Source organism: Qipengyuania flava, assembly GCF_019448255.1.
Taxonomy (GTDB): domain Bacteria; phylum Pseudomonadota; class Alphaproteobacteria; order Sphingomonadales; family Sphingomonadaceae; genus Qipengyuania; species Qipengyuania flava_A.
Map to the genome: position 1 here is coordinate 434217 of NZ_CP080410.1, position 22899 is coordinate 457115.

Here is a 22899-nt window from a genome sequence, read left to right on the forward strand (position 1 = left end):
AGAATTCTGGTTCTCAAGATTTTGCGCTCCACCGTCCCTTCGGCACCGCGTAGCTATCCACCCGCCGCTCCGACTTTTCGTGCCACTGCACATTGACTGCCCATAGGGTCGGGAAGAAATAGAGTGAGCCGTAATCGAGGTTCGCGTCGATCCAGCGGGCGAGGATTTGCCAGTCGCCTTCCGCTTGGTGGGCATCCCAGAAATCGGGAATGACGATGCAAGCGGTCGCGCCCTTGTGCCCGTTCGCGTCGAGCCTATCCCAGATATGCCCCGCAGCGTTGGCTTCGTTCGAAGCGCAATTGTAGCCCGCCTTGCCTTCGGCCTGCAGCCGGTTGCCGAGCGCATTGACCTCGGGCGAGCGATAGGCACTGCGGATGGTGATGCGACCCCAGCGCTCCTGTATCGGTTCGAGCAAATTCTCACACAATCGCGTGCCGATCTCGATGGCAAGGTCTGGATCTTCGGGCGCATTCATCAGCCCGTGAAACTGCGCTATCTCCGAATGCAGCATGTCGCGCATGAAGAAATGCTTCGACAGCCGGACACGCCCAAGTTTGTCGAGAGTCGAGACGCTCGTTGGTTTCCGCATCTAGACGATGGCCCAAGCAACGCGGACCTTGTTCAGCCTCGTGTTGTCCCACGTCATAAGCCTAATCTTGAAGCTTTCCTTGCCGATATCGTGCGCGGTGATTTCATAGCGCAGGTTGGACGTCGCTACCGTATCGCAGTCCATCAGGCGGATCGACAGCATGATGCGGGCGTTCTCCGGCATCGGTTGACAGACCTCGACGGTCTTGGACCAGCACCGATGCGCGCCAGCCGGCGATTCCTCGCGCATATCGGGAAACTCGCCGCAGTCGAATTCCGCAAACTGCGGATCTAGCGCGCGCGTCTTCGCATGGTCGCATTCTGGACAAGCTGCCATCAACTCTCTCCTCTCTGAAGGCGATGTGAGTTTCAGCTTGGCGCATGGCTAAGAGAAAGATTGGAAATTGCCGCCAAAGCCTGTTGACCAACCAACTTTGATCCACCGCAACGACGCTCCGCGCCCGATCGCTAGCATCGCTTCTCACAGACCACGCAAGAGAAGGATGCACCCCCGATGTCGCAGCACACCCCCAACGAACTCACCGAGATCTTCAAGCGCGACCGGGATCTGCTGACGCGATTGAAGCGCGAGGATGCGCATTACGCGCGGCTGGCGGAGGAGTACCACGCATTGAACCGCGAGGTGCACCGGATCGAGGCGGAAACCGAGGCGGCGAGCGATGCGCGCGTCGAAGCGCTCAAGAAGCAGCGCCTCGCCCTGCTCGATACGATCACCGCCATCGTCAAAGCGGCCCGCGCCGAGGCCTGAGCGCACGCGGCGAGCGCGCGCCGTGCCGGGGGGCTACGGAACATCCTGCACGCCCAATCCATTGATAGGGCAAAGCAAACAGGAGAAGCCCCCCATGACCGATCCGGTCCCCAACCCCAATCCGACGACCCGCTGGCTGTGGGTCGGCGTCATCGCGCTGCTCGCGGTTGTCGCCGTCATCATGTTCCTCAACCCCGATGGCGACGAGAGCCTTGAGACGATCCCGGACTCCGCGATCACCACGCAGGAAGAGCGGATCAACCAGCCGATCGACATCAACGAACCGGGCGAGGAATCGATCGACGAACTGCTGAAATCGGAGCCGACGGACGACACCACCATGGTCGATCCGATCGTCGTCGAAGAAGACGAAGGCCTCGAACCCGGCGAATAAGCAGTCCACACCACGCGCCGCGCCCTGATCGGCGCGGCGCCTGGCCGGAATGGCAGCGGAAGGCGCGCCCTAGTTGCGCGCCTTCACGTCGTTCTGGATCCCGCGCCAGCCGCGCGCCCGCAGCGATTCCGCCCAGCCGACAACTTCGGCATATTCGGGACTGGCGGCGCGATTGACGCTTTCGTCCGGATCAATCGTCTTGTCGTACAGCTCGCGGGCCTTGACCGCTCCGGTCCGCCGGTCGGTCCATACCGTGTAGCGATAGCGGCCCATGTTCAGCGATTCCCCGACGGTCGTGAAGGGCTTCGCCCCGCGGACCGTGAAGGAGAAGGAGGCGCGCTTCCAATCCGTGCCTGGCGTGTCGAGGACGGGGAGGAAGGACAAGCCCTCCACCGTATCGGGCGCGGAAAGGCCCATCATCTCGGCAATCGTGGGGAAGATATCGACCGTCTCAACGATGGCGCGCTCGCGGCGCCCGCCGGCCTCGGCCAGGCTCGGGGAGCGGATGATCAGCGGCACACGCGTGTCGAGCGTGTGGTTCGACCATTTGCCCCACACACCGTTGTCGCCAAGCCGGTAGCCATGGTCGCTCCACAGGACCACCATGGTGTTGTGCGCAAGGCCGGCTTCTTCCAGCCCTTTCAGCAGCTCGCCTACCTGGCGATCTGCGAAGGAGACCGACGCCATGTAGCCCCAGCGCAGGGTCGTGGCCACGCTCTCGGGCAGGTTGTTGCCGTACTGCTTGATTTCGGAGTGGTTGATAAACTCGTTCTGGGCCGGCATCGCGAAACGGGGCGCACCGGTCTGCCCTGCCGGATTGATCGGCTTCGGAAGCCGGTCTGCGGAATAGAGGTTCCAGTCCTGCTCCGGAACGATCCAGTTCAGGTGCGGACGGTGAATGCCAACCGCCATGAAGAACCTGTCCGGCTTCTCGGCAAGACTGCCCATATGCTCGACCGCCGCCGCGACATTCGCCTCGTCAGGAAGGGGCGTGTCCGAGGTCCATCGCAGGGTCGTATGCTTATGCTGCCCGTCGCTGGTCAGCAGCTCGTTGGCTACGAGGAAATTGTAGTCTTCGTTCTCGCCCACGCGGTCCCATGCGTCCGCATCGTCCTGCCAGATGTGGTAGACTTTGCCGAAGGAGGAGGTCGTGAACTCGTTCGCCTTGAACAGGTCCGGCAGGGTCACGCCATTGAGGAACGTCGTGTGGACCTGGAAGGCAGCGCCCATCTCGATCTGCTCGACCGTCGGGCGCTTGCCGGTCAGGAACGACATGCGCGACGGTGTGCAGGCCGCAAAGTGTACATAGGCGTTTTCGAACAGCACACCTTCGCTGGCCAGACTATCGATATTCGGCGTTACGGCCCACGGGCTACCGTAGGCGCCGACTTCAGTCCGCAAGTCGTCGATCATGATGACCAGCACATTCTGGAGACCATCGATATCGCTGATGCGCGTGGGTGTCGGCGTTGGAGTAGGGGTGGGCGTCGGCGACGGCGTTGGTGTGGGCGAGGGCACCGGCGTCGCTGTCTGGACCGGGGGTGCCGGCGAGCCGCCGCTATCCCCACCGCCGCAGGATGCCACACACAAAGCAAGCGCGAGAGTACTCGCGCGGCCCAAGAATTGCCGACCCATAACTGATTTGCGCCCCTAAAAAGTCCGAAGTGCCTTTTCCATGGAGGCGCGTGAAAGTAAATATGGAAACTTGTACTATCCGGGCAAATATTGCGGTTCCTCCAGGCCCACAACGGTGCAGTCAAAACTCCATACGAATACGGCAAGCTTTGCGAGCCTGCGGTACAGGCTGTGGGCCATGGCCGGATCTACCTGTGTAGCGCGCACGTCACCCTCCCAAGAGAAAGACGAACCCCCAATCGGCCTAGCACCAGCCTCCACGGCTGCCGCCATTGTAGGGCCTTGCGAGCCCATCGGCGACAAGCACATCGGCCGCGTATTCGCGCGATCCGTCGGGGAAGTGCCGATACACTTCGCGCAGCTGGCGGCCGTACTGGTCCCGCGGCCTATCGATGCGCGTGCGCGTGGTGACGCGGCCCGCGTTCAGCCAGCGCAGCATCCGCTCCTTCGCTCTCAAGGCAAGAGCGGACTCGCCATCGCAGCGGCCCTCGATTTCCGGAGTGTCGAGGCCGAGTATCCGGACCCTTTCGGATCCGATCCGGATCGTGTCGCCGTCAACAACGCAGTAGTGGCCGCGACCCCTACCGCAGGGCGTCCAGCGTGCGTCGAGGGTGACGGGTTCGGTGGTCATGATATCGGGCGTTCGCACAAGGTTCGGTTCTCGCCAGAGGGCGAGGACTGTCGCCAGTGCGATCAGGAAGAGCCACGGGCGGACGGCAACAAAAGCGCTCTGCCACCCGTTCGTGCTGCTTCGCGAAGCCGCTTTGCGACGCCGTTTGCGATCGAACTTCAGGACTTTGCCCATGGCGATTTCCTGGCTGTTGCGTTCCTGCGCGCCTACCAGCCCCAGGCGGGCGGGGGCGCGGCTACGGGCGCGGTCGCGTCCATCTCGACACGGAACAGGCGCGTCGGGTCGTTCTTGCGGGTGAGCTGGTAGACAAAGCCTGCGTCCGGCGTACCGGCTGCGTCCACCTCCACGCGCCACACATTGGTGAGCGATGCGTCGAGGCCTTCGCGGGTGAAGAGGGCGATGCTCTCTTCGTCGACCGGGAAATCCTGCCCGCCCGCGCTGCCCGTGTCCCCCGGCGCGGTGGTGCCGCCGTAGAAGGTCACGGCGTCCACTTCGCCGTCGCTGTGGCGGTGGTCGTGCTTGAGCGTGATCGGACCGTTGCCGTCCTCGTAGATGTCGCGCGTGAGGATCCAGGTGCGACTGCGGTCCCAGCCGCCTTCCTCCTCGGGATTTTCGACGTGAAAGGCGATGGCGATCCGCTCGTCTTCGCATTCGGCCCAATGCGCGATCATGCGCTTGCCCATCCAGTCGGCGTCGCGCTCGTCCTCGCTGGCGATGCCGCCCTCGTAGGCCTTGCCGCAATGGCTCGACAGCGCGCTCCAGAACGCCTCCTGCGGTGTCTCGGCGCGCGGGGCCAGGGGCTGCGGGTCTTCGGTGCAGGCGGAAAGGGCGAGGGCGGCAATTGCCGCGGCAAGGGTGCGAATGGTCATAATGCGAGCCTACTGCCCTTGCCGGCAAAGGGAAACGCCTTGCGTGCGCACCGCCGCGGTGTATTGTATAAGTAATACACAATGGAGAGATGCCCGATGCTAACCACCCTCGCCTCCGTGCTGCTATTCGCCCAGGCCGCCGCCGATACGCCGCCCGCCATGCCGCGCGGCGATGCTCTGCGCGAACAGATCGAGCGCAACGACGCGCAGCTGTTCTGGGGCTTCTTCGAGGGCTGCGACCCGGACGCTGTCGCCGAGCTCATTCATCCGGACTTCCGCATGCTGCACGACCTCGTCGGCATGCCGGCCTCGAGCGGCGCGCAAATGGTCGATCAGTCGCGCGAGCAATGCGCCAGGCGCGCGCCCGGCGGGGACGCAGAAGGCTACAAGAACCGCCGCCTGCTCGTCCCCGGCTCACGCCGTATCCAGCGCCTCGGCGATTGGGGCGTGCTGGAGGAGGGGCATCACACCTTCCACGAATGGCGCGCCTCCCTGAACGATGGACAGGGCGGCTGGGAGATGACCGGCGGCGGGCGCTATATCCATTCCTGGCAGTGGATGCCCGAAGAAGGGGCCTTCCGCCTGCTCGAAAGCCTGAGCGTGGATCACGGGCCCGCCATGCCCTACCCGCCGGCAGGGGCGGACTAGCGCCTCAGCGTTCGGGCGTGCGGTCGCGGATACGGTCGAAACCGGCGGTGATGTTGGCGAAGCGCTCCGCGATCACCGGCTCGAACTCGGTGTCGGTGAAGATATAGGGCCAGTCGCCCTCGATGCCTTCGCGCACCAGTTCGCCGACATAGCGCGGGTCGATCCCGTTCTCGATCGCGGCGCGTGCGACCTGGACGAATTCGGAAGCTGCGTCTTCCTCGTTCATTTCCTCGATCTCGCCATAGCGGTCAGGCAGCGCGCGGCGCGAATCCATGATCTGCGTGCGGATGAAGCCCGGGCACAGGACCGAGACGCCAATTCCGCGCAGCGCCAACTGCGGGCGCAGACCCTCGGACAGGGCGACCACGCCGTATTTGGTGACGTTGTAGGACGGCCCGACTGCGGCCATCAGGCCTGCAATGCTGGCGGTGGAGACGATATGTCCGCCCTCGCCATGGCTCTCGATCAGGGGGCCGAAGATTTCGATCCCCCAGACGACACTCATCAGGTTCACGCCGATGGTCCAGTCCCAGCTGGCGTCGGTCCACTCGCCGTATTCGCCGCCGCCGCCGACCCCGGCGTTGTTGACCACGATATGGACCTTGCCGAAGCGTTCGATCGTCTCGTCAGCGGCCGCGCGCAGCTCGTCCTTGAGCGACACATCGGCGCGCACGCCCGCCACATCGGCGTTTGTGGCCGCGAGGCCGTCTACCGCGGCGCCCAGCGCAGCCTCGTCAATGTCGCACAGCATCACCTTGACCCCGGCGGCGGCCAGCGCCTGCGCAATCCCGAGGCCGATCCCAGATCCTGCCCCGGTAACGAACGCGACCTTGCCTTCGAGCTTTTCCATCCGACTCTCTCCCTCTCTCTCGGCCAGCACGATGGACGCGCGCGGTCCGGTTCGCAACGTCCCTTTGCGCAAGCGGGCGTGCGTGCCATACTCCCGCCTGTCGCGCATGTAGGAGAGGGGGACAGCATGACGGCAGGATTGGGGCGCCGTGCCCGCACGGTCGAAGAAATCGGGATGAACATGGGCGCTGCGGCGCAGATCCCGGCGCAGCACTTCAAGCCGCTGGAATCGCAGCCCGGCGATGTCTTCATCACCAGCTGGGCCAAGAGCGGCACCACGATGATGCAACAGATGTTCCACCAGCTGCGCATGGGCGCTGCCACTGGCGCGGGCGACATGGACTTCGACGACATCAGCCGCATGACGCCGTGGGAGGATACAGGCGCGCTCATCGACCATGACGTCAACGGCGCCCAGCGCGCCGAGCCGCGCGGCTTCAAGTCGCACCGCGAATATGAGCGTTTGCCGGAGGGGTGCCGCTATGTCGTCACCCTGCGCGATCCGCACGAGACCTACGTGTCCTTCTACCGTTTCTTCAGCGGCTGGCATTTCGAGCCCGGCGCGATCTCGATGGAAGACTTCTTCCCGATGTGGATGATGGGCGGCCCGGGCGGCTGCGACTATTACACGCATCTGCTCAGCTGGTACGCCCGCAAGGACGAACCCGACACACTGCTCGCCACTTACAAGTGGGCGGTGAAAAACAAGCGCGCGATGATCGAACGGCTGGCGCGCTTCCTCGGGATCGAACCGACCGACGCGCTGCTCGCCCTGGTCGAGGAGCATACGTCGCGCGAGTTCATGGTCGCGCACAAGGATCGCTTCGACGACGCGATGGTCGCCAAGGCGCTCGAAGAAAAGGTCGGCATTCCCGCGGCGAGCGATTCCAGCAAAGTCCAGGCCGAGGGCAGCGATGCCAAGGTCGTCCCGCCCTCCATCGCCCAGCAGATCGACGCGCTCTGGGCCGAGCGGGTGGCACCGGCGACCGGACACGCCGATTTCGCCAGCCTTGCGGCGGCTATCGATCCCCCGGCCTAGGGGAGAGGATCAGGCGTTTTTCGGATCGGCGCGGCGGTCGCGGCCGCTGCGGCGCTCGCCTTCGCGGCGGTCGTCGAACGCGATCGCGACCTGCTCGACACGGCGGTCGGTGCCGCGACGGTCGGACGAGCGGGCGCGCTGGTGTGCGTGTGCCATGGTCTGTCCCTCCTCGGGGTTTGTGATGGCGGCGGTATAGTGGCACCGCCTTGCCAGCGGGTTAAGCGCGCTTTCGGGGCGTTAACCTTTGCCTCCCGGCGTGTGCATCGCTAATCGGCAGCGCATGACGAACGCACCCGATATCCACGCCAAGGCGGAAACCCTGATTGAGGCGCTGCCCTATTTCCAGCGCTATGCGGGCAAGAGCTTCGTGGTGAAATACGGCGGCAACGCCATGGGCGATGAACGCGCGGCGCGCGAATTTGCCGAAGACGTGGTGCTGCTGAAGGCAGTCGGCATCAACCCGGTCGTGGTGCATGGCGGCGGGCCGCAGATCGGCGCCATGCTCGAAAAGCTCGGTGTCGAGACCACCTTCGTCGACGGCCTTCGCGTGACCGACAAGCAGACCGCGGACGTCGCCGAAATGGTCCTGTCCGGTGCGATCAACAAGGCGATCGTCGGCTCGATTGCGCGCGCGGGCGGCAAGGCGATTGGCATCTCGGGCAAGGATGGCGGCCTCGTCACCGCGACCAAGCTGCAGCGCACGCAGAAGGACCCGGACAGCCTTATCGAAAAGGCACTCGACCTCGGCTTTGTGGGCGAACCGGCGAAGGTCGACACCACCATCCTCGAAACCGCCACCGCTGCGGGCATGATCCCGGTGGTTGCCCCCATCGGCGTGGGCGAGGACGGGCACACCTACAACATCAACGCCGACACCATGGCAGGCGCTCTCGCCGCCGCTCTTGGTGCTGCCCGCCTGCTGCTGCTCACCGATGTGACCGGTGTGCTCGACAAGCAGGGCAACCTTCTCACCGACCTCACGCCTGCTGACATCTGGCGGCTGCGCGATGACGGGACGATCTCGGGCGGCATGATCCCCAAGCTCGAAACCTGCGTGCAGGCCGTGGAATCGGGCTGCGAGGCGGCGGTCGTGCTCGACGGGCGCGTGCCCCACGCCATGCTGCTCGAATTCTTCACCGCGCGCGGCGCCGGTACGCTGGTCGCAAAGGGTCGGTAACCGGTCGGTCGGGGGTGGCGCGCTGCGTGTTACCCCTGTAAGACGCAACGCAAGGCAAAAACCACGGGAACGCTCGACACCATGCAGGCGCTCAGCACCATTTACCAGATCGTCGCGATGCTCACCAATGTGCTGGTGATGCTGATCATCATCCAGTTCATCATCGGGCTGCTGTTCGCCTTCAACGTGGTGAACCAGCGCAACGAGTTTCTCGGCGCCTTCTACATGTCGATCAACCGCCTGCTGGAACCGGTGCTTGGCCCGATCCGCAGGGTGATGCCCAACACGGGCGCGATCGACTTCTCGCCGCTGGTGCTGATCATCCTGCTCAACATCGTCCTCATCGTCCTCGGCAATGTGATCTACAGCTGATGAGCGCACAGGTTATCGACGGAAAGGGCTTTGCCGCCCGCCTTCGCGAGCGCGTGGGAGAACACGCGGCCGCCTTCGCCAGCGCGGCAGGCCGCAAGGCCGGCCTTGCCGTGGTGCTGGTGGGCGAAGACCCGGCCAGCCAGGTCTATGTGCGCAGCAAGCACAAGGCGACCGTGGCGGCGAACATGGAAAGCTTCGAGCACCGGCTGCCCGCCGATACAACGGAAGCGGACCTGCTTGCGCTGGTCGAGCAGCTCAACGCCGATCCGGCCGTCGATGGCATCCTCGTCCAGCTGCCGCTGCCCGATCACCTCGACGAGCAGGCGGTTATCGCAGCGATCAGCCCGGACAAGGACGTCGACGGTTTCCACGTGACCAATGCCGGCCGCCTCGCGGTCGGGCAGAGCGGTTTCGTGCCCTGCACGCCGCTTGGCTGCATGATGCTGCTGACCGACCGGCTGGGCGACTTGTCGGGTCTCGAGGCGGTGGTCATCGGCCGCTCCAACATCGTCGGCAAGCCGATGGCGCAGCTTCTGCTCGACGCCAACGCAACCGTGACTATCGCGCACAGCCGCACCAAGGATCTGCCCGGCGTGGTGAAGCGCGCAGACATTGTCGTCGCCGCCGTGGGCCGTGCGGAAATGGTCAAGGCCGAATGGCTGAAGGACGGCGCGACCGTTATCGATGTGGGCATCAACCGCCTGCCGCCCGAACCGGGCGCGGACAAGGGCCGACTGGTGGGCGATGTCGATTACGCGGGCGCGCAGGGTGTTGCCTCGGCCATCACTCCGGTGCCCGGTGGTGTCGGACCGATGACCATTGCGGTCCTGCTGCGCAACACGCTGGTCGCGGCCTATCGCAACGAAGGTCTCGAGCTCGCTGAAGGCGCGCTGTGAGGGCAGTCGCGGCGCTGCTCGCGCTGGCCCTTGGCGCCTGCGCGGCCAACCAGAGCCCGCGCGATCCTTATCAGCGCATCCTGTCCTCCGCACCCGGCGCTGCGCAGCCGAGCCGCATCTATGCCCGTGAAATCGCCATGCTGCGCGAGGCGCGCGAGCAGGGAGAGGCCGCCGCGCGGCTCGACTTCGCCGCTCCGTCAGCGCAGCTCCTCACCGCCGCTGGCGCACAGGCCGCGGCCACGGCCTTGCCGTCGACGACAGCCGGAGTATCGCCCTGGGCGCCCGGCCTCATCTGGATGAGCTGCGACAGCCGCCTTGCCGTGAGCCAGGGACGCTACGAAACGCCGGAAGGGCAGGTCGGCAGCTATGTCACGAGCTGGCAGCGTGAGCGGGACGGCACCTATCGCTGGCTGCACACCGCTTCGGTCCTCGACGATCCGCAGCCGGTCCGCACCCCGGCCGAAACGCCGGACGATCCGAACGCGATCGTCGTGCCCGGCATCCCCTCGATCGATGGCCGCGTTACCGACTGCACCCGGCCCGAAAGCGGTGCGCCGGCGCGCCACATCGACCTTCAGGAAATGCGTTCGCCCGATGGCACGCTGTCCTGGCGCTGGGGCTACGAAGGCTCTACGCGGCTCCTTCGTGTTTACGCCTTCACCGAAGGCGCGTGGCGCCGGGTCATCGACGAACGCTGGCCCGCGCCGCAAGGATAGGATCGCCGCATGACCCAGCTCTTCCTTTCCGCCTTCATCACGCTGTTCGTGGTCATCGACCCGCCGGGTTGCGCGCCGATCTACGCCGGCTTGACCAAGGGCGCGACGCCCGCGCAGCGCCGCAACATGGCGATCCGTGCCAGCGGCATCGCGGCGGTGATCCTGCTGATCTTCGCCCTGTTCGGCGAGCAACTGCTGGCCGCCCTGCATATCGAGCTCGACAGCTTCCGCATCGCCGGCGGGCTGATGCTGTTCTGGATCGCCTTCGAAATGGTGTTCGAGAAGCGCACCCAGCGCCGCGAGGAACGCGCGGAGAAGGTCGCCGCCACGCCCGAGGTGGAGGACGTCTCGGTCTTCCCCATGGCCATCCCCATGCTGGCAGGGCCCGGCGCCATCGCGGCAATCATGCTGCTGATGAACGAGGCGCAGGGTATTGAGCAGACCTTCGTCGTGCTCGGCGCGCTCGGGGCGGTGCTGCTCATTACGATGGTGGCGCTGATTGCCGCCGGGCCGATCATGCGGCTGTTCGGCGATAAGGTAGAGGCGGCGGTGACTCGCGTGCTTGGCGTGCTCCTGGCCGCGCTCGCCGCGCAATATGTGATCGACGGCCTGCGCGGAAGCTTCGGCTTCTAGCGAATTCCCGCGCCGCTACTGCAGCGTAACGATCTCGTCGCCATCGTCGCGAAAGGCGAAAAACTGCATCAGCTGGACCATCAGCTCGCAGCGCTCGGCAAGGTTGGGCGCTTCCAGAAGCGCCTGTTTCGAAGCCGGGTCGAAGGGCACGATCTGCGCCACGCCGTTGATCAGCGTCTCATCGTCGAGCCGTGCGACCGATTCCCAGTCGACCGAATAGCCCTGCATGTCGGCAAAGCGCCGGGCTTCGAACTCGAATCCTGCACGTTCCACGCTGGAGAGGACCTCGTCCTGCGGGTCTTCGATCAGCTCGGCTTCGACCTGCCTGAAGGTTGTCGTCACGTCGAGCTCGCGCAGGATGCGGAAGCGCGCCTCGCCGTCGAGCACGATATTGTAGCGCCCGTCCTCCAGCGCCTCGACATCGCCGATCCGGCCAAGGCAGCCGATTTCGTAGAGCGGTGCACCATCCTTCGACTTCTGCGGCTGGATCATGCCGATCAGTCGGTCCTTGGCGAGCGCGCTGCCCACGAGATCGCGATAGCGCGGCTCGAAGATGTGCAGCGGCAGTTGCAGCCCCGGGAAGAGGATTGCGCCCGGCAGGGGAAAGATGGGAAGGCGGGTGCTCACGATGCTCCTTACCCGAAGAGGATCTTCGAGAGGCGGCGGCGCGTGGCGACCACCCAGGGGTCTTCCAGCCCGACCGCTTCGAAGATCTGCAGCAGCTTGGTGCGCGCCGCGCCCTCGTTCCATTCGCGGTCCGCTTCGAACATGGCCAGAAGTTCGTCGGCTGCAGCGTCACGGTCTCCGGCAGCAAAGGCCGCTTCGGCGTAGTCGTAGCGCGCCTGCATGTCGCCGCTGGCGGCCTTGGCCTTGAGGTCGGCCAGTTCGCCATCGTCGACCTTGCTTCCAGCGAGGTCGAGCGCGCTCTTGGCCTGCTCCACCTGCGGATCGTTCGCCACGGCGGGATTGGCTTCGGCCGCGGCGAGCGCTGCCTTGGCGTCCTCGACATGACCGGCCTGGACCAGCGCCCGCACGAGCCCGGCATGGGCGGCGGCGTTGTCGGGCACCATCTGGACGACTTGCATGAACACGCCGGCGGCGCGTTCGGCGTCGCCATCGGCAAGGACCTGTTCCGCCATCTCGACGAACTGCTCGACATCCTGCTGCGGCGCCGCGCCGTCACCGCCCGCACCGCCTTTGATCGGCAGCTGGGCGAGGATCTGGTCGAGCGTCTGCTTCATCTGCGATTCGCTGCGTGCGTTGGTCAGGTCGGCCACCGGCTGGCCCTGGAACAGCGCGTAGACGGTCGGGATCGACTGTACCTGGAACTGGGCAGCGATGAACTTTTCCTGGTCGACGTCGATCTTCTTCAGAACCACGCCCTTGTCGGCGTATTCGGCGGCAACCTTTTCCAGCATCGGGGCCAGCGCTTTGCACGGGCCGCACCAGTCGGCGTAGAAATCGAGGATGACGAGCTTGGTCATCGACGGCTCGACGACATCCGTCTTGAACCGCTCGACCGCCTTTTGCTCATCCATGCTGAGACCCATGCTCGCCACGTAATCTTCCCTTTCAATCGCCAGAATTCTGTTCGCCCCATGTGGGCATTGATGCGCAAATGTGAAGGAGGGCGGGCCGCCCCGCAAGGCCAGCAAAAAATCTGCATTTTTCGTCTTGCGGGACTCAGAAGCCGCTGCTAGTTGGCCGCCTCCCCACCGGGATCAAGCGGTTCCGGTAGCGCCAGTGAGCGGGCGTAGCTCAGGGGTAGAGCACAACCTTGCCAAGGTTGGGGTCGGGCGTTCGAATCGCCTCGCCCGCTCCATTTTCCTCCATCGACGGACATTCCATCGCCGCGGGCGATTTGCGTCCATGCGCGTCTCGCTCTAGCTTCAATTCGGGTTGAGGCTGGAGGGACTTATGCGTGGATTCGCTTTTTCGGGTTTTGTGGCACTGGCAGTGGCTCTGAGCGCTTCGGCGCAGGCGCAGGATCGTCCGATCACGCAGCAGCGGCCCGATGCGAAGGACGTTGTCACCACACCGCTGACCGATCTCAACCTGCGCAAGGGTGAGATCCCGCCGATGCTCGAACGTGCGGTAGAACAGCCCTATGACCTGACAGGGCTTGGCTCGTGCAGCGCGCTGATTGCCGAGGTGGAGCGGTTCGACATCATGCTCGGCGACGATTTCGACCTCCCCGAACAGGAGATGGGCGGTCTCAGCGCAGGCTCGGTCGGGAAAATGGCGGTCGGATCGCTGATCCCGTTCCGCGGGCTGATCCGCGAGATTTCCGGCGCGCGCAAGGAACAGCAGAAGCTCGAGACGGCGATCCGGGCAGGGCTGACCCGGCGCGGCTTCCTCAAGGGCGTCGGGGCCCAGCGCGGCTGCGCCTATCCCGCACGCCCGGCGCGGGCGGCTGATCGCGCGCGGATTATCGCCGAGCGCCAGGCGGAGCAGGCTGCTGCCGAGGACTAGGCAGAGGCCGGGGACGGCGCTCGTCCCCTGAAATTTCACAGTTCGTCGAGAGCAGGACCATTTGGGCCACGGAAGGGTTGCGCTTTGCGACCTTGTCGTTATGTGGCGCGATATGTTGTATCGTACACCGACTTCGCTTCGTCTCTTTGGTTCCACCCTTTCACTCGCGGCCGTACTCGCAGCAGCTCCGCTGGCGGCGCAAGACGCGCCCGAGCCTGCGGCCGAGCAGGACGAGGCGCCGACGGAAGACCTGCACGATCGCCGGATCGATTATCAGGGCCAGATCATCGTCAGCGCACAGGGCCTACGCCAGTTCGACCTGCTTGCCGGAACGAGCGTCGTCGAAGGCGCCGATCTCCAGCGCAACATGGACGGGCAGCTTGGCGAGGTGCTGGCAAGCCTTCCGGGCGTTTCGACCTCGGGTTTCGCCCCTGGTGCCTCGCGCCCGGTTCTGCGCGGCTTTGCCGGAGAGCGTGTGAAAGTGCTGGTCGACGGCATCGGCGCGATCGACGCTTCGAACACCTCGGATGACCACGCGGTCTCGATCGACCCGCTGACGGCGGAAAGCATCGAAGTGCTGCGCGGCCCAGCCGTGCTGCTGTTCGGCAGCCAGGCGATCGGGGGCGCGGTCAACGTGATCGACAAGCGCATCCCGCGCCGTATTCCCGACGAGGCGATCCATGTCGACCTGCTTGCGGGCGGGGATACGGCGAGCGACCTTCGCGAATTCGGCGGTTCGCTCGATGTGCCGCTCGGCAACAGCGGGTTCGTGGTCCATGCGAGCGGATCATGGCGCAAGACCAACGATCTCGAGATCGCCGGTTTCCAGGTCGCGCCGCTGCTGCGCGAGGAGCTGCTCGAAGAAGCGCAGGAAGAGGCCGAGGAAGGCGAGCTGGAAGAAGCCGAAGAGCTGCGCGAAGCGGCCGGCCAGACCGATTTCCTCCCGAACAGCGCAACCGAAACGTGGACCGCCAACGCCGGTATCGCCTTCTTCCGCGGTGACAGCACGCTCGGCGTTTCTTTCGGCGTCTATGACACGGCCTATGGCGTCCCCGGCCGTCCCGGTGCGGGCCACCACCATGGTGAAGAGGAAGACGAGCACGGCGACGAAGACCACGACGAAGATCACGACGAGGATCACGGCGGTGAGGAAGAAGAGGGTGAAGAGCTCGTCAGCATCGGATTGCGCCAGTACCGCGCCGATCTGCGCGGTGACATCTTCCTTGGCGAAGGGTTTTTCGAACGCCTGAGGGTGCGCGCGGGCTATTCCGACTACACCCACACCGAATTCGAGGGCGACGAAGTCGGCACGGTCTTCAACGTGCAGGGCATCGAAGGCCGCCTTGAACTGGTCCAGAACACGCAGGGCCGCTGGCGCGGTTCGGTTGGCGCCCAGTACTATTTCCGCGATTTCGAAGCGGTCGGCGCAGAGGCGTTCGTCGCCCCCAACCGCACCGAACAGGCCGCTCTCTTTGCGCTGCAGGAATATGGCAACGGCCCGCTGCAAGTCGAAGGCTCGGCCCGCTTCGAGGCGACCAATGTCGATTCCACCGCCCTTGGCATCGCGCGCAACTTCAACACCTTCTCGGGCGCCCTGGGCCTTGCCTACGATGGCCCTCAGGCCTTCCGGGCCGGCGTGAACATCTCGCGAGTGGCGCGTGCGCCCTCGGGTGAAGAGCTGTTTTCCAACGGCCCGCACATCGCCACGCAGGCGTTCGAGATCGGCGATCCGAACCTGCGCATCGAGCGCGCCTGGGGTGCGGAGATCTACGCGCGTGGCCGGGTCGGCCGGGCCGAATTCAGCATCGCCGCCTACAAGAACTGGTTCGACAACTTCATCTACCTGAGCGCGACCGGCGCCGAGGAAGACGAACTGCCGGTCTTCCAGTACCGCCAGCAGGATGCGACCTACACGGGCATCGAGGGCGAGCTGGACGTCAACCTGTTCGACAACGGCAATGTCGCCGTGGGAACCGAGCTGCGCGGCGAATACGTGCGCGCGAAGCTTTCGGACGGTACATCCGTGCCGCGTATCCCGCCGCTGAGCCTTGCGGGCGCTCTGACGGCATCAACCGGCGAGTTCGACTTCCGCGGCGAGGTGGAATGGTTCGACGACCAGACCGATGTCGCGCCGTTCGAGACCGTGACCGAAGGCTTCACCCATGTGAACGCATCGGTCACCTGGCGTCCGCTACAGGACAACCCGAACGTCACTTTCATCCTGAAGGCCGACAACATCTTCGATGTCACGGGGCGCCGCCACACCAGCTTCACGAAGGACTTCGTGCCGCTGGCCGGCCGCAACATCAGCGCAAGCGTGCGCGCCAGCTTTTAGTCGGTCTTCGCAGCCGTCGTCGCGCCCTCGGCCTTGCCCTCGGCGTGCGCTGCGCGGACTTCGGCGTCGAGCCGCTTGGCGCGCTCGTCGGCGAGATCCATGCGGCCGCGTGCCTGGCCATAGGCGAAGACCATCAGCAACCCGCCGATGACGGCCAGGTTCTTGAGCGCCATGGCCGCCTGAACCTGGTCGGTCACCTTCTCGTGGAAGAACACCGTGGCCAGCGCGGTGAAGACGATCAGCGCGAGGCTGGCGATGCGGGTCATGAAACCGCTCGCCAGCACGAGGCCCGCCACGATTTCGAAAATGCCCACGAAGAGCGCAAGGCTGCCCGGAAAGGGCGATTCCGCTTCCATGTAGGCTGCGGTGCCGGCGGTATCCATGACCTTGCCGAGCCCGGCGAACACGAACAATGCGCCGAGCAGGATGCGCCCGATCAAGGCGGCGATGGTTGCCATAGTCTCTCTCCCCGTTGAGTTCTCACCCAAAGGCCTCGCGGGCCCGAAAGGTTCCTAGTCCTCGACTGCGAAGGTCAGCTCGGCGTGGTCGCGCAGGCGTTCGACCAGCGCTTCGCCGAGGAACGAGCCGGGCGTGCCGATGCCGCCGGGCGCGTCGCTTTCGAGCAGGGCCATACCGGTTTCCGCGATCATGCGGCTGGTCGAACCATAGCCCGGATCGTACTTGCCCTTGACCCCGTAGTGGAAGCTTTCGCCATCGCCCATCTCGGCGACGAAGACGACATCGTAGAAGCCGTTTTCGCGCTCTTCCTTGGAGGGGCCTTCACCCGGCTTGGGCGGCTTCGCACCGAACGGGTTCTTCATCATCTCGGTCGCGGCTTCGGCCATCTTCCTGCCCGCTTCGCCCGGGCTCGTGAGCACCATCTCGTCATACTGGAAGTCTTCACCATAGGGGTGGCCCAGCAGGAAGTTGGTGCGGTGCACGTTCTTGGTGTTGATCGGCGCCATGACAAAGGGCGCGGCCCATTTGTCGAGGTCCTTCTCGTAGGTCGGGACCATGCCGGAAGGCTGGCTCGGCCCATCGAAGCCCGGTGCGAGCGCGAAGGGATCGCGCAGCACATTGATGATCTTGGGGTTCTTGGCCGCCGCCTTCATCGTCGCGCCGAGGCTGGCTGCAGTGCCGCCCGAAAAGGTGCCCGCCATTGCGCGCACACGGCCGCGGATGCGCGGGGCCGGCTTGCCATAGCGTTCCTTCGCGGTCTTCTGGGTCATCAGCACGCCGAGGTCGAAGGGGATCGAATCGAACCCGCTCGAGAAGCAGATGCGCGCCCCGCTCGCCTTGGCCTGGGCCTCGTGCTGCTCGATCTTCTCGGCCATCCATGCCGGCTCGCCCGAAAGATCGGCGTAGTCCGTGCCGGACTTCACGCAGGCTTCGACCAGCTTGTCACCATAGAGCTGGTAAGGGCCAACCGTGGTCAGCACCACGCGGGTGCGGTTGCACATGGCCTCCAGGTCGCCAAGGTCGTCGGCATTGGCGACGACCAGCGGCGTGGACTTGGGTGCGCCGATTTCGTCGCGCACGGCTTCGAGCTTGTCCATGCTGCGGCCGGCCATCGCCCACTTGGGTCCATCGTCGGCGCTGCCGTATTCGCGGACGAAATGTTCGGCCACGAGGCGCCCGGTGTAGCCGGTTGCGCCGTAAACGATGATGTCGAATTCGCGGTCAGCCATGTCTCTCTCCTTTGCGCCACTGCATGGGCTGGACGCCCGGGAGAGTCAAAGCCCTTACGGAACGCGCGGTATCCGCGGCAGCACGCCTGTCTGGCTGGAAATCGCCAGCAACCGGCCATCCTTGGCAAAATGCCGCGCGCTGCCGTGCACGACGCCGCGGTCGAAGGCGGCGAGCTCGGTATAGGACAGGACCCATCCCGGCTCTGCCGCTTGCACGAAGCGGAACATCGCATCGAGGCTCGATCCGCCGCGCGTTGCCGGATGGGCGCCGAGGAAAAGGTCGGAGATGATGGCGAGCCAGCCTGCATCGACGGCGAAATCCGCGTGGCTGCGGGTCCAGATGGCCTGCACTCCGCGCTCTTCGTCCTGGTGGGCGATGCGATAGTCGAACTGGTCGGGCAGGCCGCCGGGCGCGGAATGGCTGATCTCGACCTTAAGGCTTTCATCCGGCCCTTTGACCTCGGGCATTTCGGAGAAGAGCGTCTGTTCGTTGGGTTCGCGCTCGCCCAGCGCGCCGCTTGCCCGGTGGGTCGGGCGTCCGTTGACGCTTGCGGATGCGGCGAACTGCGCCACCGCCTGTCCGCCGCCGCACTGCTCGACCTCTATGGCCAGTTCCTCCGCGTGCTGGGTCGGGCCGAGGAACTGGACCTGCGCCCACAGAAGGGGCAGCTCGCTCGCCAGCTCCATCGCATCGACGATCGCGCCAAGGGCAACCCCGCCCATGATGTGCGGCGCGCCGTCGGGACCGGCGGTCGCCGGGGGCATGACAGGGAGGACATATTCGCCGCTTCGCTGGCCGGGTACGACCCTCCAGAAGGGGAAGCGGCCGACGCTCACAGCCTTGGCAGCGTGACGCCGCGCTGGCCCATGTATTTGCCCGCGCGATCCTTGTAGCTCGTCTCGCAGCGCTCGTTGCCCTTGAGGAACAGGAACTGGCAGGCGCCCTCGTTGGCGTAGATCTTGGCCGGAAGCGGCGTGGTGTTCGAAAATTCCAGCGTGACGTGGCCTTCCCAGCCGGGCTCGAGCGGGGTGACGTTCACAATGATGCCGCAGCGCGCGTAGGTGCTCTTGCCGAGGCAGATGACCAGCACGTCTTCCGGCACGCGGAAGTATTCCACCGTGCGGGCAAGGGCAAAGCTGTTGGGCGGGATGACGCAGATATCGGTTTCGCGATCGACGAAGCTGTTCGACGCGAAATCCTTGGGGTCGACCACCGCGCTGTCGACGTTGGTGAAAATCTTGAACTCGGGCGCAACCCGCGCGTCGTAGCCGTAGCTCGACAGGCCGTAGCTGATCACACCCTCACGCCGCTGCGCTTCGACGAAGGGCTCGATCATGCCCTCGTTCTGCGCTTTCTCGCGGATCCACTTGTCGGAAAGAATCGCCATGACCCGACGATTCCGCAGATTGCCCGGAACGGCAAGCGGGCCCGCGACGAAGCGCGGGCGCTGTCCCCCGCTTAAATCTGTTTTGCGCCCAGCTGCGGGTTGAGCGTGGAGACGAAGTTGAGCCAGGCCTTGGGGCGACGCAGCATGTCTTCGGGGTACTGCACCGTCAGGCCGACCAGCTTGGCGATCTCGCCCACGAAATGGATGCAGTTGCGGCTGCGCAGATCATAGAATTTGCCCGGCGCATCGCGCCATTCGCGGATCATCGCCTTGACCTTGTGGTACTGCTCGTCGGTCAGCGTGACCGAGAAATGGCGGTTGGTCTTGCGGATGGTCTTTTCCTTTTCGACCAGCAGCATGTGTTCCACCGGGCCGCTCAGGATCGCCGGCGTGGTGCGCCGCGCGGAGAAGCCGAAGTTCTCCTTGATCTCCTTGCCGCTTTCTTCGAGCGTTCCTTCCAGTACCACGAAGGTGTGCGGATAGCGGCCGATCAGGACCGATCCGTTGAAGGAGTGGAAATGCATTTCCACTGCAGCAAGGGCGGGCGTGGCGGCTCCCAGGCCGACAAGGGCCAGAATTAGCGAGAAGAATCGAAGCATGGGCAAGGTTCTAAACCGGATATGTTTCAACTCGCAAGCAGCGTTGCATTGCCGCCGGCCGCGGTCGTGTCGATGCACACCACGCGTTCGGTGGCGAAGCGCGCGACATAGTGCGGACCGCCGGCCTTCGGGCCGGTCCCCGACAGGCCTTCGCCGCCAAACGGCTGGCTTTCCACGACCGCCCCGATCTGGTTGCGGTTGACGTAGAAATTGCCAACCCGGGCGCGCGCTTCGACAAAGGCGCGCACGTCGTCATTGCGGCTGTGAAGGCCCAGGGTCAGGCCATATCCGGTCGCGTTGATGTCGGCGATGACCTGCGCAAGGTCGGCGGCCTTGAAGCGAACCACGTGCAGGATGGGACCGAAGTTCTCGCGCTTCAGATCGAGAATCGAATCCATCTCGATGATCGTGGGCGCGACAAAACAACCTGCCGAAGCGCCGCGGTGCAGGCGCCGCCGCCAGACCGGCCGCCCGCCTTTCTTGCGGCGCGCGACATGGCGTTCGAGCGCGGCCTTGGCGTCGGGATCGATCACCGGGCCGACATCGGTGGCGAGGTCTTCCGGATTGCCGATCGTCAGCGCTTCGAACCCGCCGCGGATCATGCGCAGCATCTCGTCGTAGACGTCGTCCTGGATATAGAGGACGCGCAGCGCCGAACAGCGCTGGCCCGCGCTCTGGAAAGCGCTGGCGACCACGTCGCGGGTGACCTGCTCGGGCAGGGCGGTCGAATCGACGATCATCGCGTTCTGGCCGCCGGTTTCCGCGATCAAGGTGGCAATCGGCCCCTCGCGCGCGGCGAGGCTGCGGTTGATCGCCTGCGCGGTCTGGGTCGAGCCGGTAAAGGCAACCCCGGCGATGCGCGGATCGGAGGTGATCATCTCGCCCACATCGCCCGCGCCCGGCAGCAGCTGGAAGGCGTCTTCGGGAATGCCCGCCTCATGGCACAGCTTCACGGCGAGCGCAGCGATCAGCGGGGTTTGCTCGGCCGGCTTGGCAACGACGGTGTTGCCTGCAGCCAGCGCAGCGGCCGGCGGGCCGATGAAGATCGCCAGCGGGAAGTTCCACGGGCTGATGCAGGCAAAGACGCCGCGGCCGTGCAGGCTCAGGCGGTTTTCCTCGCCCGTCGGTCCGGGCAGCGGCATCGGGCCGGTGAACTGGCGGCGCGCTTCGACCGCATAATAGCGCAGGAAGTCGACCGCTTCGCGCAGCTCGAGCACGGCATCGGTCAGCGTCTTGCCGGCTTCGCGCTGGCACAGGCTGAGGAACTCGTCCGTGTGCTCTTCGAAGAGGTCGGCCGCCGCTTCGAGCAGCAGCGCGCGCTTCTCGCCGCCAAGGCGGTCCCAGCCCGGCTGGATCGCCTCGGCGCGGGTGATGGCTTCCTCGACCTCGAAGTCGAGCGTGTCGCGCCGCGTGCCGACTTCGGCGGTGAGGTCGTGCGGCTTGTTGATCGGGGCGATTTCCGCCTCCGCGCCCGACATGAAGGTCGGCTCCGCCGTCCAGCGGCGGCTTTCCAGCGCTGCAAGCCGCTTCTGCAGCGGTTCGAGCACCAGCGGGTCCGACAGGTCTATCCCGGCGGAATTCCGGCGATCTGGGAAGATGTCGGCCGGCAGCGCGATCGCCGGATTGCGGTATGGCTCCAGCGCGGCGAGCTCGGCCACCGGATCGGTCGCCAGCTCGCTCGCCGGCACTTCGGCATCGGCCATGCGGTTCACGAACGAGCTGTTGGCACCGTTTTCGAGCAGGCGCCGCACGAGATAGGCGAGCAGGTCCTTGTGCGTGCCGGTAGGCGCGTAGATGCGTACCGGCGTGCGATCCTTGCCCTCCATCTGGGCCAGCGCGTCGTACACGTCCTCGCCCATGCCATGCAGCCGCTGGAATTCGAGCGGCTTGCTGCCGGCCAGCGCCTTGATCGCGCCGACGGTGTAGGCGTTGTGCGTGGCGAAGGCGGGGTAGATCGCATCGTCTGCCGCCAGCATTTTCTCCGCACAGGCGAGATAGCTGACATCGGTGGCGAGCTTGCGGGTGAAGACCGGGAAATCGGGGAAGCCGCCGACATGGCTGAGCTTGATCTCGGTGTCCCAGTAAGCGCCTTTCACAAGGCGGACGAAGAACTTGCGGTCGTGCTTGCGGGCAAGGCGGGCGACCCAGTCGACCATCGGCGCGCCGCGCTTCTGGTAGGCCTGGATCGCAAGGCCGAAGCCCTCCCAGCGGGTGCCGTCGGCGCGGATGAAAAGATCATCGTCGGCGGCCAGCGCTTCGATGAGGTCCATCGACAGCTCGAGCCGGTCGGCTTCCTCGGCGTCAATCGTGAAATGGATGTTCGCATCGCGCGCCTTGGCGGCGAGGTCCCAGACCACTGGATAGAGGTCCGTGATTGCAAGATCGGCGTGAAGGAAGGTGTACTTCGGGTGGAGCGCCGAAAGCTTGACCGAAATGCCCGGGCTCGTGCGCACGCTGCCGGTGGATTCCTGCGCCAGGCGTTCGATCGCGCGCTCGTAATTGGCGCGGTAGCGTTCGGCATCCTCGAAGGTCATCGCGCCTTCGCCGAGCATGTCGAAGCTGTGCGTGAGGCCGCGGGTGCGTTCGGGTGCGGCGCGCTTGAGCGATTCCGCAATGGTCCGGCCGTAGACGAACTGGCCGCCAAGGATGCGCATGGCCTGCAGAGTCGCCTTGCGGATCACCGGCTCGCCAAGGCGGGTAACGGTGTTCTTGAGCGTGCGGCGCATGCCCTTCTGGGCTTCTTCGGGGCGCTCCAGCACCTCACCGGTCAGCATCAGCGAGAAGGTCGCCGCGTTGACGAAGGTCGAGGAGCTTTCGCCCATGTGCTCGGCCCAGTCGATGTCGCCGATCTTGTCGCGGATCAACGCATCGGCCGTGGCCGCATCGGGCACGCGCAGCAGCGCTTCGGCAAGGCACATCAGCGCCACGCCTTCTTCGGTGGCAAGGCCATACTGCTGCAGGAAGGCGTCGATGCCGCTCGCCTTGCGCTTGCGCGCGTCTTCGATCAGCCGGATCGCTATCCCTGCTGCTTCCTCATGCTTCGCGCTCGCGCCAGCGGCCTGGGCAAGGCGCTCGGCAACGCACGCGTTCTCCTCCATGCGATAGGCTTCGCGCACGGCTTGGCGGGAAATGGGGGACAGGCGGACGGGATCGTGCAGGGCCATACGACTCCAAATAGGCGAGTGTGATTGCGCGCCACTT

General features: G+C 65.3%; 26 protein-coding genes and 1 tRNA gene. 12 read left to right on the forward strand and 15 right to left on the reverse strand.

Translation table 11 applies throughout. The features are described 5' to 3' along the window. Positions 1-13 precede the first annotated feature (13 nt). Entirely contained in the window at positions 14-589 is a 576-nt protein-coding gene (locus tag KUV82_RS02215) for a hypothetical protein (protein WP_258319807.1), read from the reverse strand. After that, positions 590-925, reverse strand: a complete 336-nt coding sequence (locus tag KUV82_RS02220) for an H-type lectin domain-containing protein (RefSeq protein ID WP_219955281.1) — start codon at positions 923-925, stop codon at positions 590-592. It lies immediately after the preceding gene. Between the two features lie 177 nt (positions 926-1102). On the opposite strand from KUV82_RS02220, the gene KUV82_RS02225 reads away from it, so the two are divergent. Together KUV82_RS02225 and KUV82_RS02230 are read left to right on the forward strand one after the other, a co-directional pair. After that, positions 1103-1357 (forward strand): YdcH family protein, encoded by a 255-nt coding sequence (locus tag KUV82_RS02225; protein ID WP_219955282.1) that lies wholly within the window; start codon positions 1103-1105, stop codon positions 1355-1357. A gap of 94 nt (positions 1358-1451) precedes the next feature. Next, a complete protein-coding gene (locus KUV82_RS02230) occupies positions 1452-1751 on the forward strand; it encodes a hypothetical protein (RefSeq protein ID WP_219955283.1) in 300 nt (99 codons plus the stop codon). Positions 1752-1820: 69 nt separating this feature from the next. Here KUV82_RS02230 and KUV82_RS02235 read toward each other — a convergent pair whose 3' ends face one another. The 3 genes from KUV82_RS02235 to KUV82_RS02245 form a co-directional block, all read right to left on the reverse strand. Then, on the reverse strand, positions 1821-3269 hold the full coding sequence (locus KUV82_RS02235; RefSeq protein ID WP_219955284.1) for a sulfatase: 1449 nt from the start codon (positions 3267-3269) through the stop codon (positions 1821-1823). Positions 3270-3630: 361 nt separating this feature from the next. Then, positions 3631-4017 carry a thermonuclease family protein gene (locus KUV82_RS02240; protein WP_219955285.1) on the reverse strand — a complete coding sequence of 129 codons (387 nt, stop codon included), beginning with the start codon at positions 4015-4017 and terminating at the stop codon, positions 3631-3633. Between the two features lie 206 nt (positions 4018-4223). Next, a complete protein-coding gene (locus tag KUV82_RS02245) occupies positions 4224-4886 on the reverse strand; it encodes a hypothetical protein (protein ID WP_219955286.1) in 663 nt (220 codons plus the stop codon). 96 nt (positions 4887-4982) lie between these two features. On the opposite strand from KUV82_RS02245, the gene KUV82_RS02250 reads away from it, so the two are divergent. Further along, the gene (locus KUV82_RS02250; protein ID WP_219955287.1) at positions 4983-5534 is read left to right on the forward strand and encodes a DUF4440 domain-containing protein; all 552 of its coding nucleotides are present in this window, start codon (positions 4983-4985) and stop codon (positions 5532-5534) included. 4 nt (positions 5535-5538) lie between these two features. Here KUV82_RS02250 and KUV82_RS02255 read toward each other — a convergent pair whose 3' ends face one another. Beyond that, complete coding sequence (locus tag KUV82_RS02255) at positions 5539-6384, reverse strand: SDR family NAD(P)-dependent oxidoreductase (RefSeq protein ID WP_219955288.1); 846 nt, start codon at positions 6382-6384, stop codon at positions 5539-5541. 126 nt (positions 6385-6510) lie between these two features. Between KUV82_RS02255 and KUV82_RS02260 the strand changes: the two genes are divergently transcribed. Beyond that, positions 6511-7422: a sulfotransferase domain-containing protein gene (locus KUV82_RS02260; RefSeq protein WP_219955289.1), complete on the forward strand. Its 912-nt coding sequence runs from the start codon at positions 6511-6513 to the stop codon at positions 7420-7422. A 9-nt stretch (positions 7423-7431) separates the two neighbouring features. Here KUV82_RS02260 and KUV82_RS02265 read toward each other — a convergent pair whose 3' ends face one another. Further along, positions 7432-7578 carry a hypothetical protein gene (locus KUV82_RS02265; protein ID WP_219955290.1) on the reverse strand — a complete coding sequence of 49 codons (147 nt, stop codon included), beginning with the start codon at positions 7576-7578 and terminating at the stop codon, positions 7432-7434. Positions 7579-7702: 124 nt separating this feature from the next. Here KUV82_RS02265 and argB point away from each other — a divergent pair, with 124 nt between their 5' ends. From argB to KUV82_RS02290, 5 genes are all read left to right on the forward strand, one after another. Beyond that, positions 7703-8599, forward strand: coding sequence for an acetylglutamate kinase (argB, locus tag KUV82_RS02270; protein WP_219955291.1), 897 nt, complete (start codon positions 7703-7705; stop codon positions 8597-8599). A gap of 81 nt (positions 8600-8680) precedes the next feature. Beyond that, a complete protein-coding gene (locus KUV82_RS02275; RefSeq protein WP_219955292.1) occupies positions 8681-8971 on the forward strand; it encodes a YggT family protein in 291 nt (96 codons plus the stop codon). Beyond that, positions 8971-9867, forward strand: coding sequence for a bifunctional methylenetetrahydrofolate dehydrogenase/methenyltetrahydrofolate cyclohydrolase FolD (gene folD / locus KUV82_RS02280; protein WP_219955293.1), 897 nt, complete (start codon positions 8971-8973; stop codon positions 9865-9867). The genes KUV82_RS02275 and folD overlap by 1 nt, the downstream gene beginning before the upstream one ends. Then, positions 9864-10583, forward strand: coding sequence for a hypothetical protein (locus KUV82_RS02285; RefSeq protein WP_219955294.1), 720 nt, complete (start codon positions 9864-9866; stop codon positions 10581-10583). The genes folD and KUV82_RS02285 overlap by 4 nt, the downstream gene beginning before the upstream one ends. Positions 10584-10592: 9 nt before the next feature. Then, on the forward strand, positions 10593-11216 hold the full coding sequence (locus KUV82_RS02290) for a MarC family protein (protein ID WP_219955295.1): 624 nt from the start codon (positions 10593-10595) through the stop codon (positions 11214-11216). 15 nt (positions 11217-11231) lie between these two features. Here KUV82_RS02290 and KUV82_RS02295 read toward each other — a convergent pair whose 3' ends face one another. Together KUV82_RS02295 and KUV82_RS02300 are read right to left on the reverse strand one after the other, a co-directional pair. Next, entirely contained in the window at positions 11232-11843 is a 612-nt protein-coding gene (locus KUV82_RS02295) for an LON peptidase substrate-binding domain-containing protein (protein ID WP_258319808.1), read from the reverse strand. 8 nt (positions 11844-11851) lie between these two features. Beyond that, the gene (locus KUV82_RS02300; RefSeq protein WP_219956178.1) at positions 11852-12766 is read right to left on the reverse strand and encodes a tetratricopeptide repeat protein; all 915 of its coding nucleotides are present in this window, start codon (positions 12764-12766) and stop codon (positions 11852-11854) included. Between the two features lie 197 nt (positions 12767-12963). On the opposite strand from KUV82_RS02300, the gene KUV82_RS02305 reads away from it, so the two are divergent. The 3 genes from KUV82_RS02305 (at position 12964) to KUV82_RS02315 (ending at position 16023) form a co-directional block, all read left to right on the forward strand. After that, positions 12964-13038 (forward strand) — tRNA-Gly (locus KUV82_RS02305). A gap of 95 nt (positions 13039-13133) precedes the next feature. Continuing rightward, positions 13134-13688 (forward strand): hypothetical protein, encoded by a 555-nt coding sequence (locus tag KUV82_RS02310; protein ID WP_219955297.1) that lies wholly within the window; start codon positions 13134-13136, stop codon positions 13686-13688. Between the two features lie 112 nt (positions 13689-13800). Continuing rightward, positions 13801-16023, forward strand: coding sequence for a TonB-dependent receptor (locus KUV82_RS02315; RefSeq protein ID WP_219955298.1), 2223 nt, complete (start codon positions 13801-13803; stop codon positions 16021-16023). On the opposite strand, the gene KUV82_RS02320 is transcribed toward KUV82_RS02315, so the two are convergent. The 6 genes from KUV82_RS02320 to putA all read right to left on the reverse strand — a co-directional run bounded on the left by KUV82_RS02320 (position 16020) and on the right by putA (position 22862). Further along, positions 16020-16481 (reverse strand): DoxX family protein, encoded by a 462-nt coding sequence (locus KUV82_RS02320; RefSeq protein WP_219955299.1) that lies wholly within the window; start codon positions 16479-16481, stop codon positions 16020-16022. The genes KUV82_RS02315 and KUV82_RS02320 overlap by 4 nt on opposite strands. A 54-nt stretch (positions 16482-16535) precedes the next feature. Further along, entirely contained in the window at positions 16536-17711 is a 1176-nt protein-coding gene (locus KUV82_RS02325) for a saccharopine dehydrogenase family protein (protein ID WP_219955300.1), read from the reverse strand. Positions 17712-17765: 54 nt separating this feature from the next. Continuing rightward, positions 17766-18548, reverse strand: a complete 783-nt coding sequence (locus KUV82_RS02330) for an acyl-CoA thioesterase domain-containing protein (protein WP_219955301.1) — start codon at positions 18546-18548, stop codon at positions 17766-17768. After that, positions 18545-19099 (reverse strand): dCTP deaminase, encoded by a 555-nt coding sequence (dcd, locus tag KUV82_RS02335; protein WP_219955302.1) that lies wholly within the window; start codon positions 19097-19099, stop codon positions 18545-18547. The genes KUV82_RS02330 and dcd overlap by 4 nt, the downstream gene beginning before the upstream one ends. A gap of 71 nt (positions 19100-19170) precedes the next feature. Next, a complete protein-coding gene (locus KUV82_RS02340) occupies positions 19171-19698 on the reverse strand; it encodes a hypothetical protein (protein ID WP_219955303.1) in 528 nt (175 codons plus the stop codon). A 26-nt stretch (positions 19699-19724) separates the two neighbouring features. Next, on the reverse strand, positions 19725-22862 hold the full coding sequence (gene putA / locus KUV82_RS02345) for a bifunctional proline dehydrogenase/L-glutamate gamma-semialdehyde dehydrogenase PutA (RefSeq protein ID WP_219955304.1): 3138 nt from the start codon (positions 22860-22862) through the stop codon (positions 19725-19727). Positions 22863-22899 lie beyond the last annotated feature (37 nt).

What these genes read in the sequence shown, in the direction of transcription:
- KUV82_RS02240 (WP_219955285.1), bottom strand. Translation starts at nt 4,017, where the DNA reads ATGACCACCGAACCCGTCACCCTCGACGCACGCTGGACGCCCTGCGGT.
- putA (WP_219955304.1), bottom strand. Translation starts at nt 22,862, where the DNA reads ATGGCCCTGCACGATCCCGTCCGCCTGTCCCCCATTTCCCGCCAAGCC.
- KUV82_RS02290 (WP_219955295.1), top strand. Translation starts at nt 10,593, where the DNA reads ATGACCCAGCTCTTCCTTTCCGCCTTCATCACGCTGTTCGTGGTCATC.
- KUV82_RS02255 (WP_219955288.1), bottom strand. Translation starts at nt 6,384, where the DNA reads ATGGAAAAGCTCGAAGGCAAGGTCGCGTTCGTTACCGGGGCAGGATCT.
- KUV82_RS02325 (WP_219955300.1), bottom strand. Translation starts at nt 17,711, where the DNA reads ATGGCTGACCGCGAATTCGACATCATCGTTTACGGCGCAACCGGCTAC.
- KUV82_RS02260 (WP_219955289.1), top strand. Translation starts at nt 6,511, where the DNA reads ATGACGGCAGGATTGGGGCGCCGTGCCCGCACGGTCGAAGAAATCGGG.
- KUV82_RS02300 (WP_219956178.1), bottom strand. Translation starts at nt 12,766, where the DNA reads ATGGGTCTCAGCATGGATGAGCAAAAGGCGGTCGAGCGGTTCAAGACG.
- KUV82_RS02215 (WP_258319807.1), bottom strand. Translation starts at nt 589, where the DNA reads ATGCGGAAACCAACGAGCGTCTCGACTCTCGACAAACTTGGGCGTGTC.
- KUV82_RS02250 (WP_219955287.1), top strand. Translation starts at nt 4,983, where the DNA reads ATGCTAACCACCCTCGCCTCCGTGCTGCTATTCGCCCAGGCCGCCGCC.
- argB (WP_219955291.1), top strand. Translation starts at nt 7,703, where the DNA reads ATGACGAACGCACCCGATATCCACGCCAAGGCGGAAACCCTGATTGAG.
- dcd (WP_219955302.1), bottom strand. Translation starts at nt 19,099, where the DNA reads ATGGCGATTCTTTCCGACAAGTGGATCCGCGAGAAAGCGCAGAACGAG.
- KUV82_RS02245 (WP_219955286.1), bottom strand. Translation starts at nt 4,886, where the DNA reads ATGACCATTCGCACCCTTGCCGCGGCAATTGCCGCCCTCGCCCTTTCC.
- KUV82_RS02225 (WP_219955282.1), top strand. Translation starts at nt 1,103, where the DNA reads ATGTCGCAGCACACCCCCAACGAACTCACCGAGATCTTCAAGCGCGAC.
- KUV82_RS02220 (WP_219955281.1), bottom strand. Translation starts at nt 925, where the DNA reads ATGGCAGCTTGTCCAGAATGCGACCATGCGAAGACGCGCGCGCTAGAT.
- KUV82_RS02265 (WP_219955290.1), bottom strand. Translation starts at nt 7,578, where the DNA reads ATGGCACACGCACACCAGCGCGCCCGCTCGTCCGACCGTCGCGGCACC.
- KUV82_RS02230 (WP_219955283.1), top strand. Translation starts at nt 1,452, where the DNA reads ATGACCGATCCGGTCCCCAACCCCAATCCGACGACCCGCTGGCTGTGG.
- KUV82_RS02275 (WP_219955292.1), top strand. Translation starts at nt 8,681, where the DNA reads ATGCAGGCGCTCAGCACCATTTACCAGATCGTCGCGATGCTCACCAAT.
- KUV82_RS02315 (WP_219955298.1), top strand. Translation starts at nt 13,801, where the DNA reads ATGTTGTATCGTACACCGACTTCGCTTCGTCTCTTTGGTTCCACCCTT.
- KUV82_RS02320 (WP_219955299.1), bottom strand. Translation starts at nt 16,481, where the DNA reads ATGGCAACCATCGCCGCCTTGATCGGGCGCATCCTGCTCGGCGCATTG.
- KUV82_RS02340 (WP_219955303.1), bottom strand. Translation starts at nt 19,698, where the DNA reads ATGCTTCGATTCTTCTCGCTAATTCTGGCCCTTGTCGGCCTGGGAGCC.
- folD (WP_219955293.1), top strand. Translation starts at nt 8,971, where the DNA reads ATGAGCGCACAGGTTATCGACGGAAAGGGCTTTGCCGCCCGCCTTCGC.
- KUV82_RS02310 (WP_219955297.1), top strand. Translation starts at nt 13,134, where the DNA reads ATGCGTGGATTCGCTTTTTCGGGTTTTGTGGCACTGGCAGTGGCTCTG.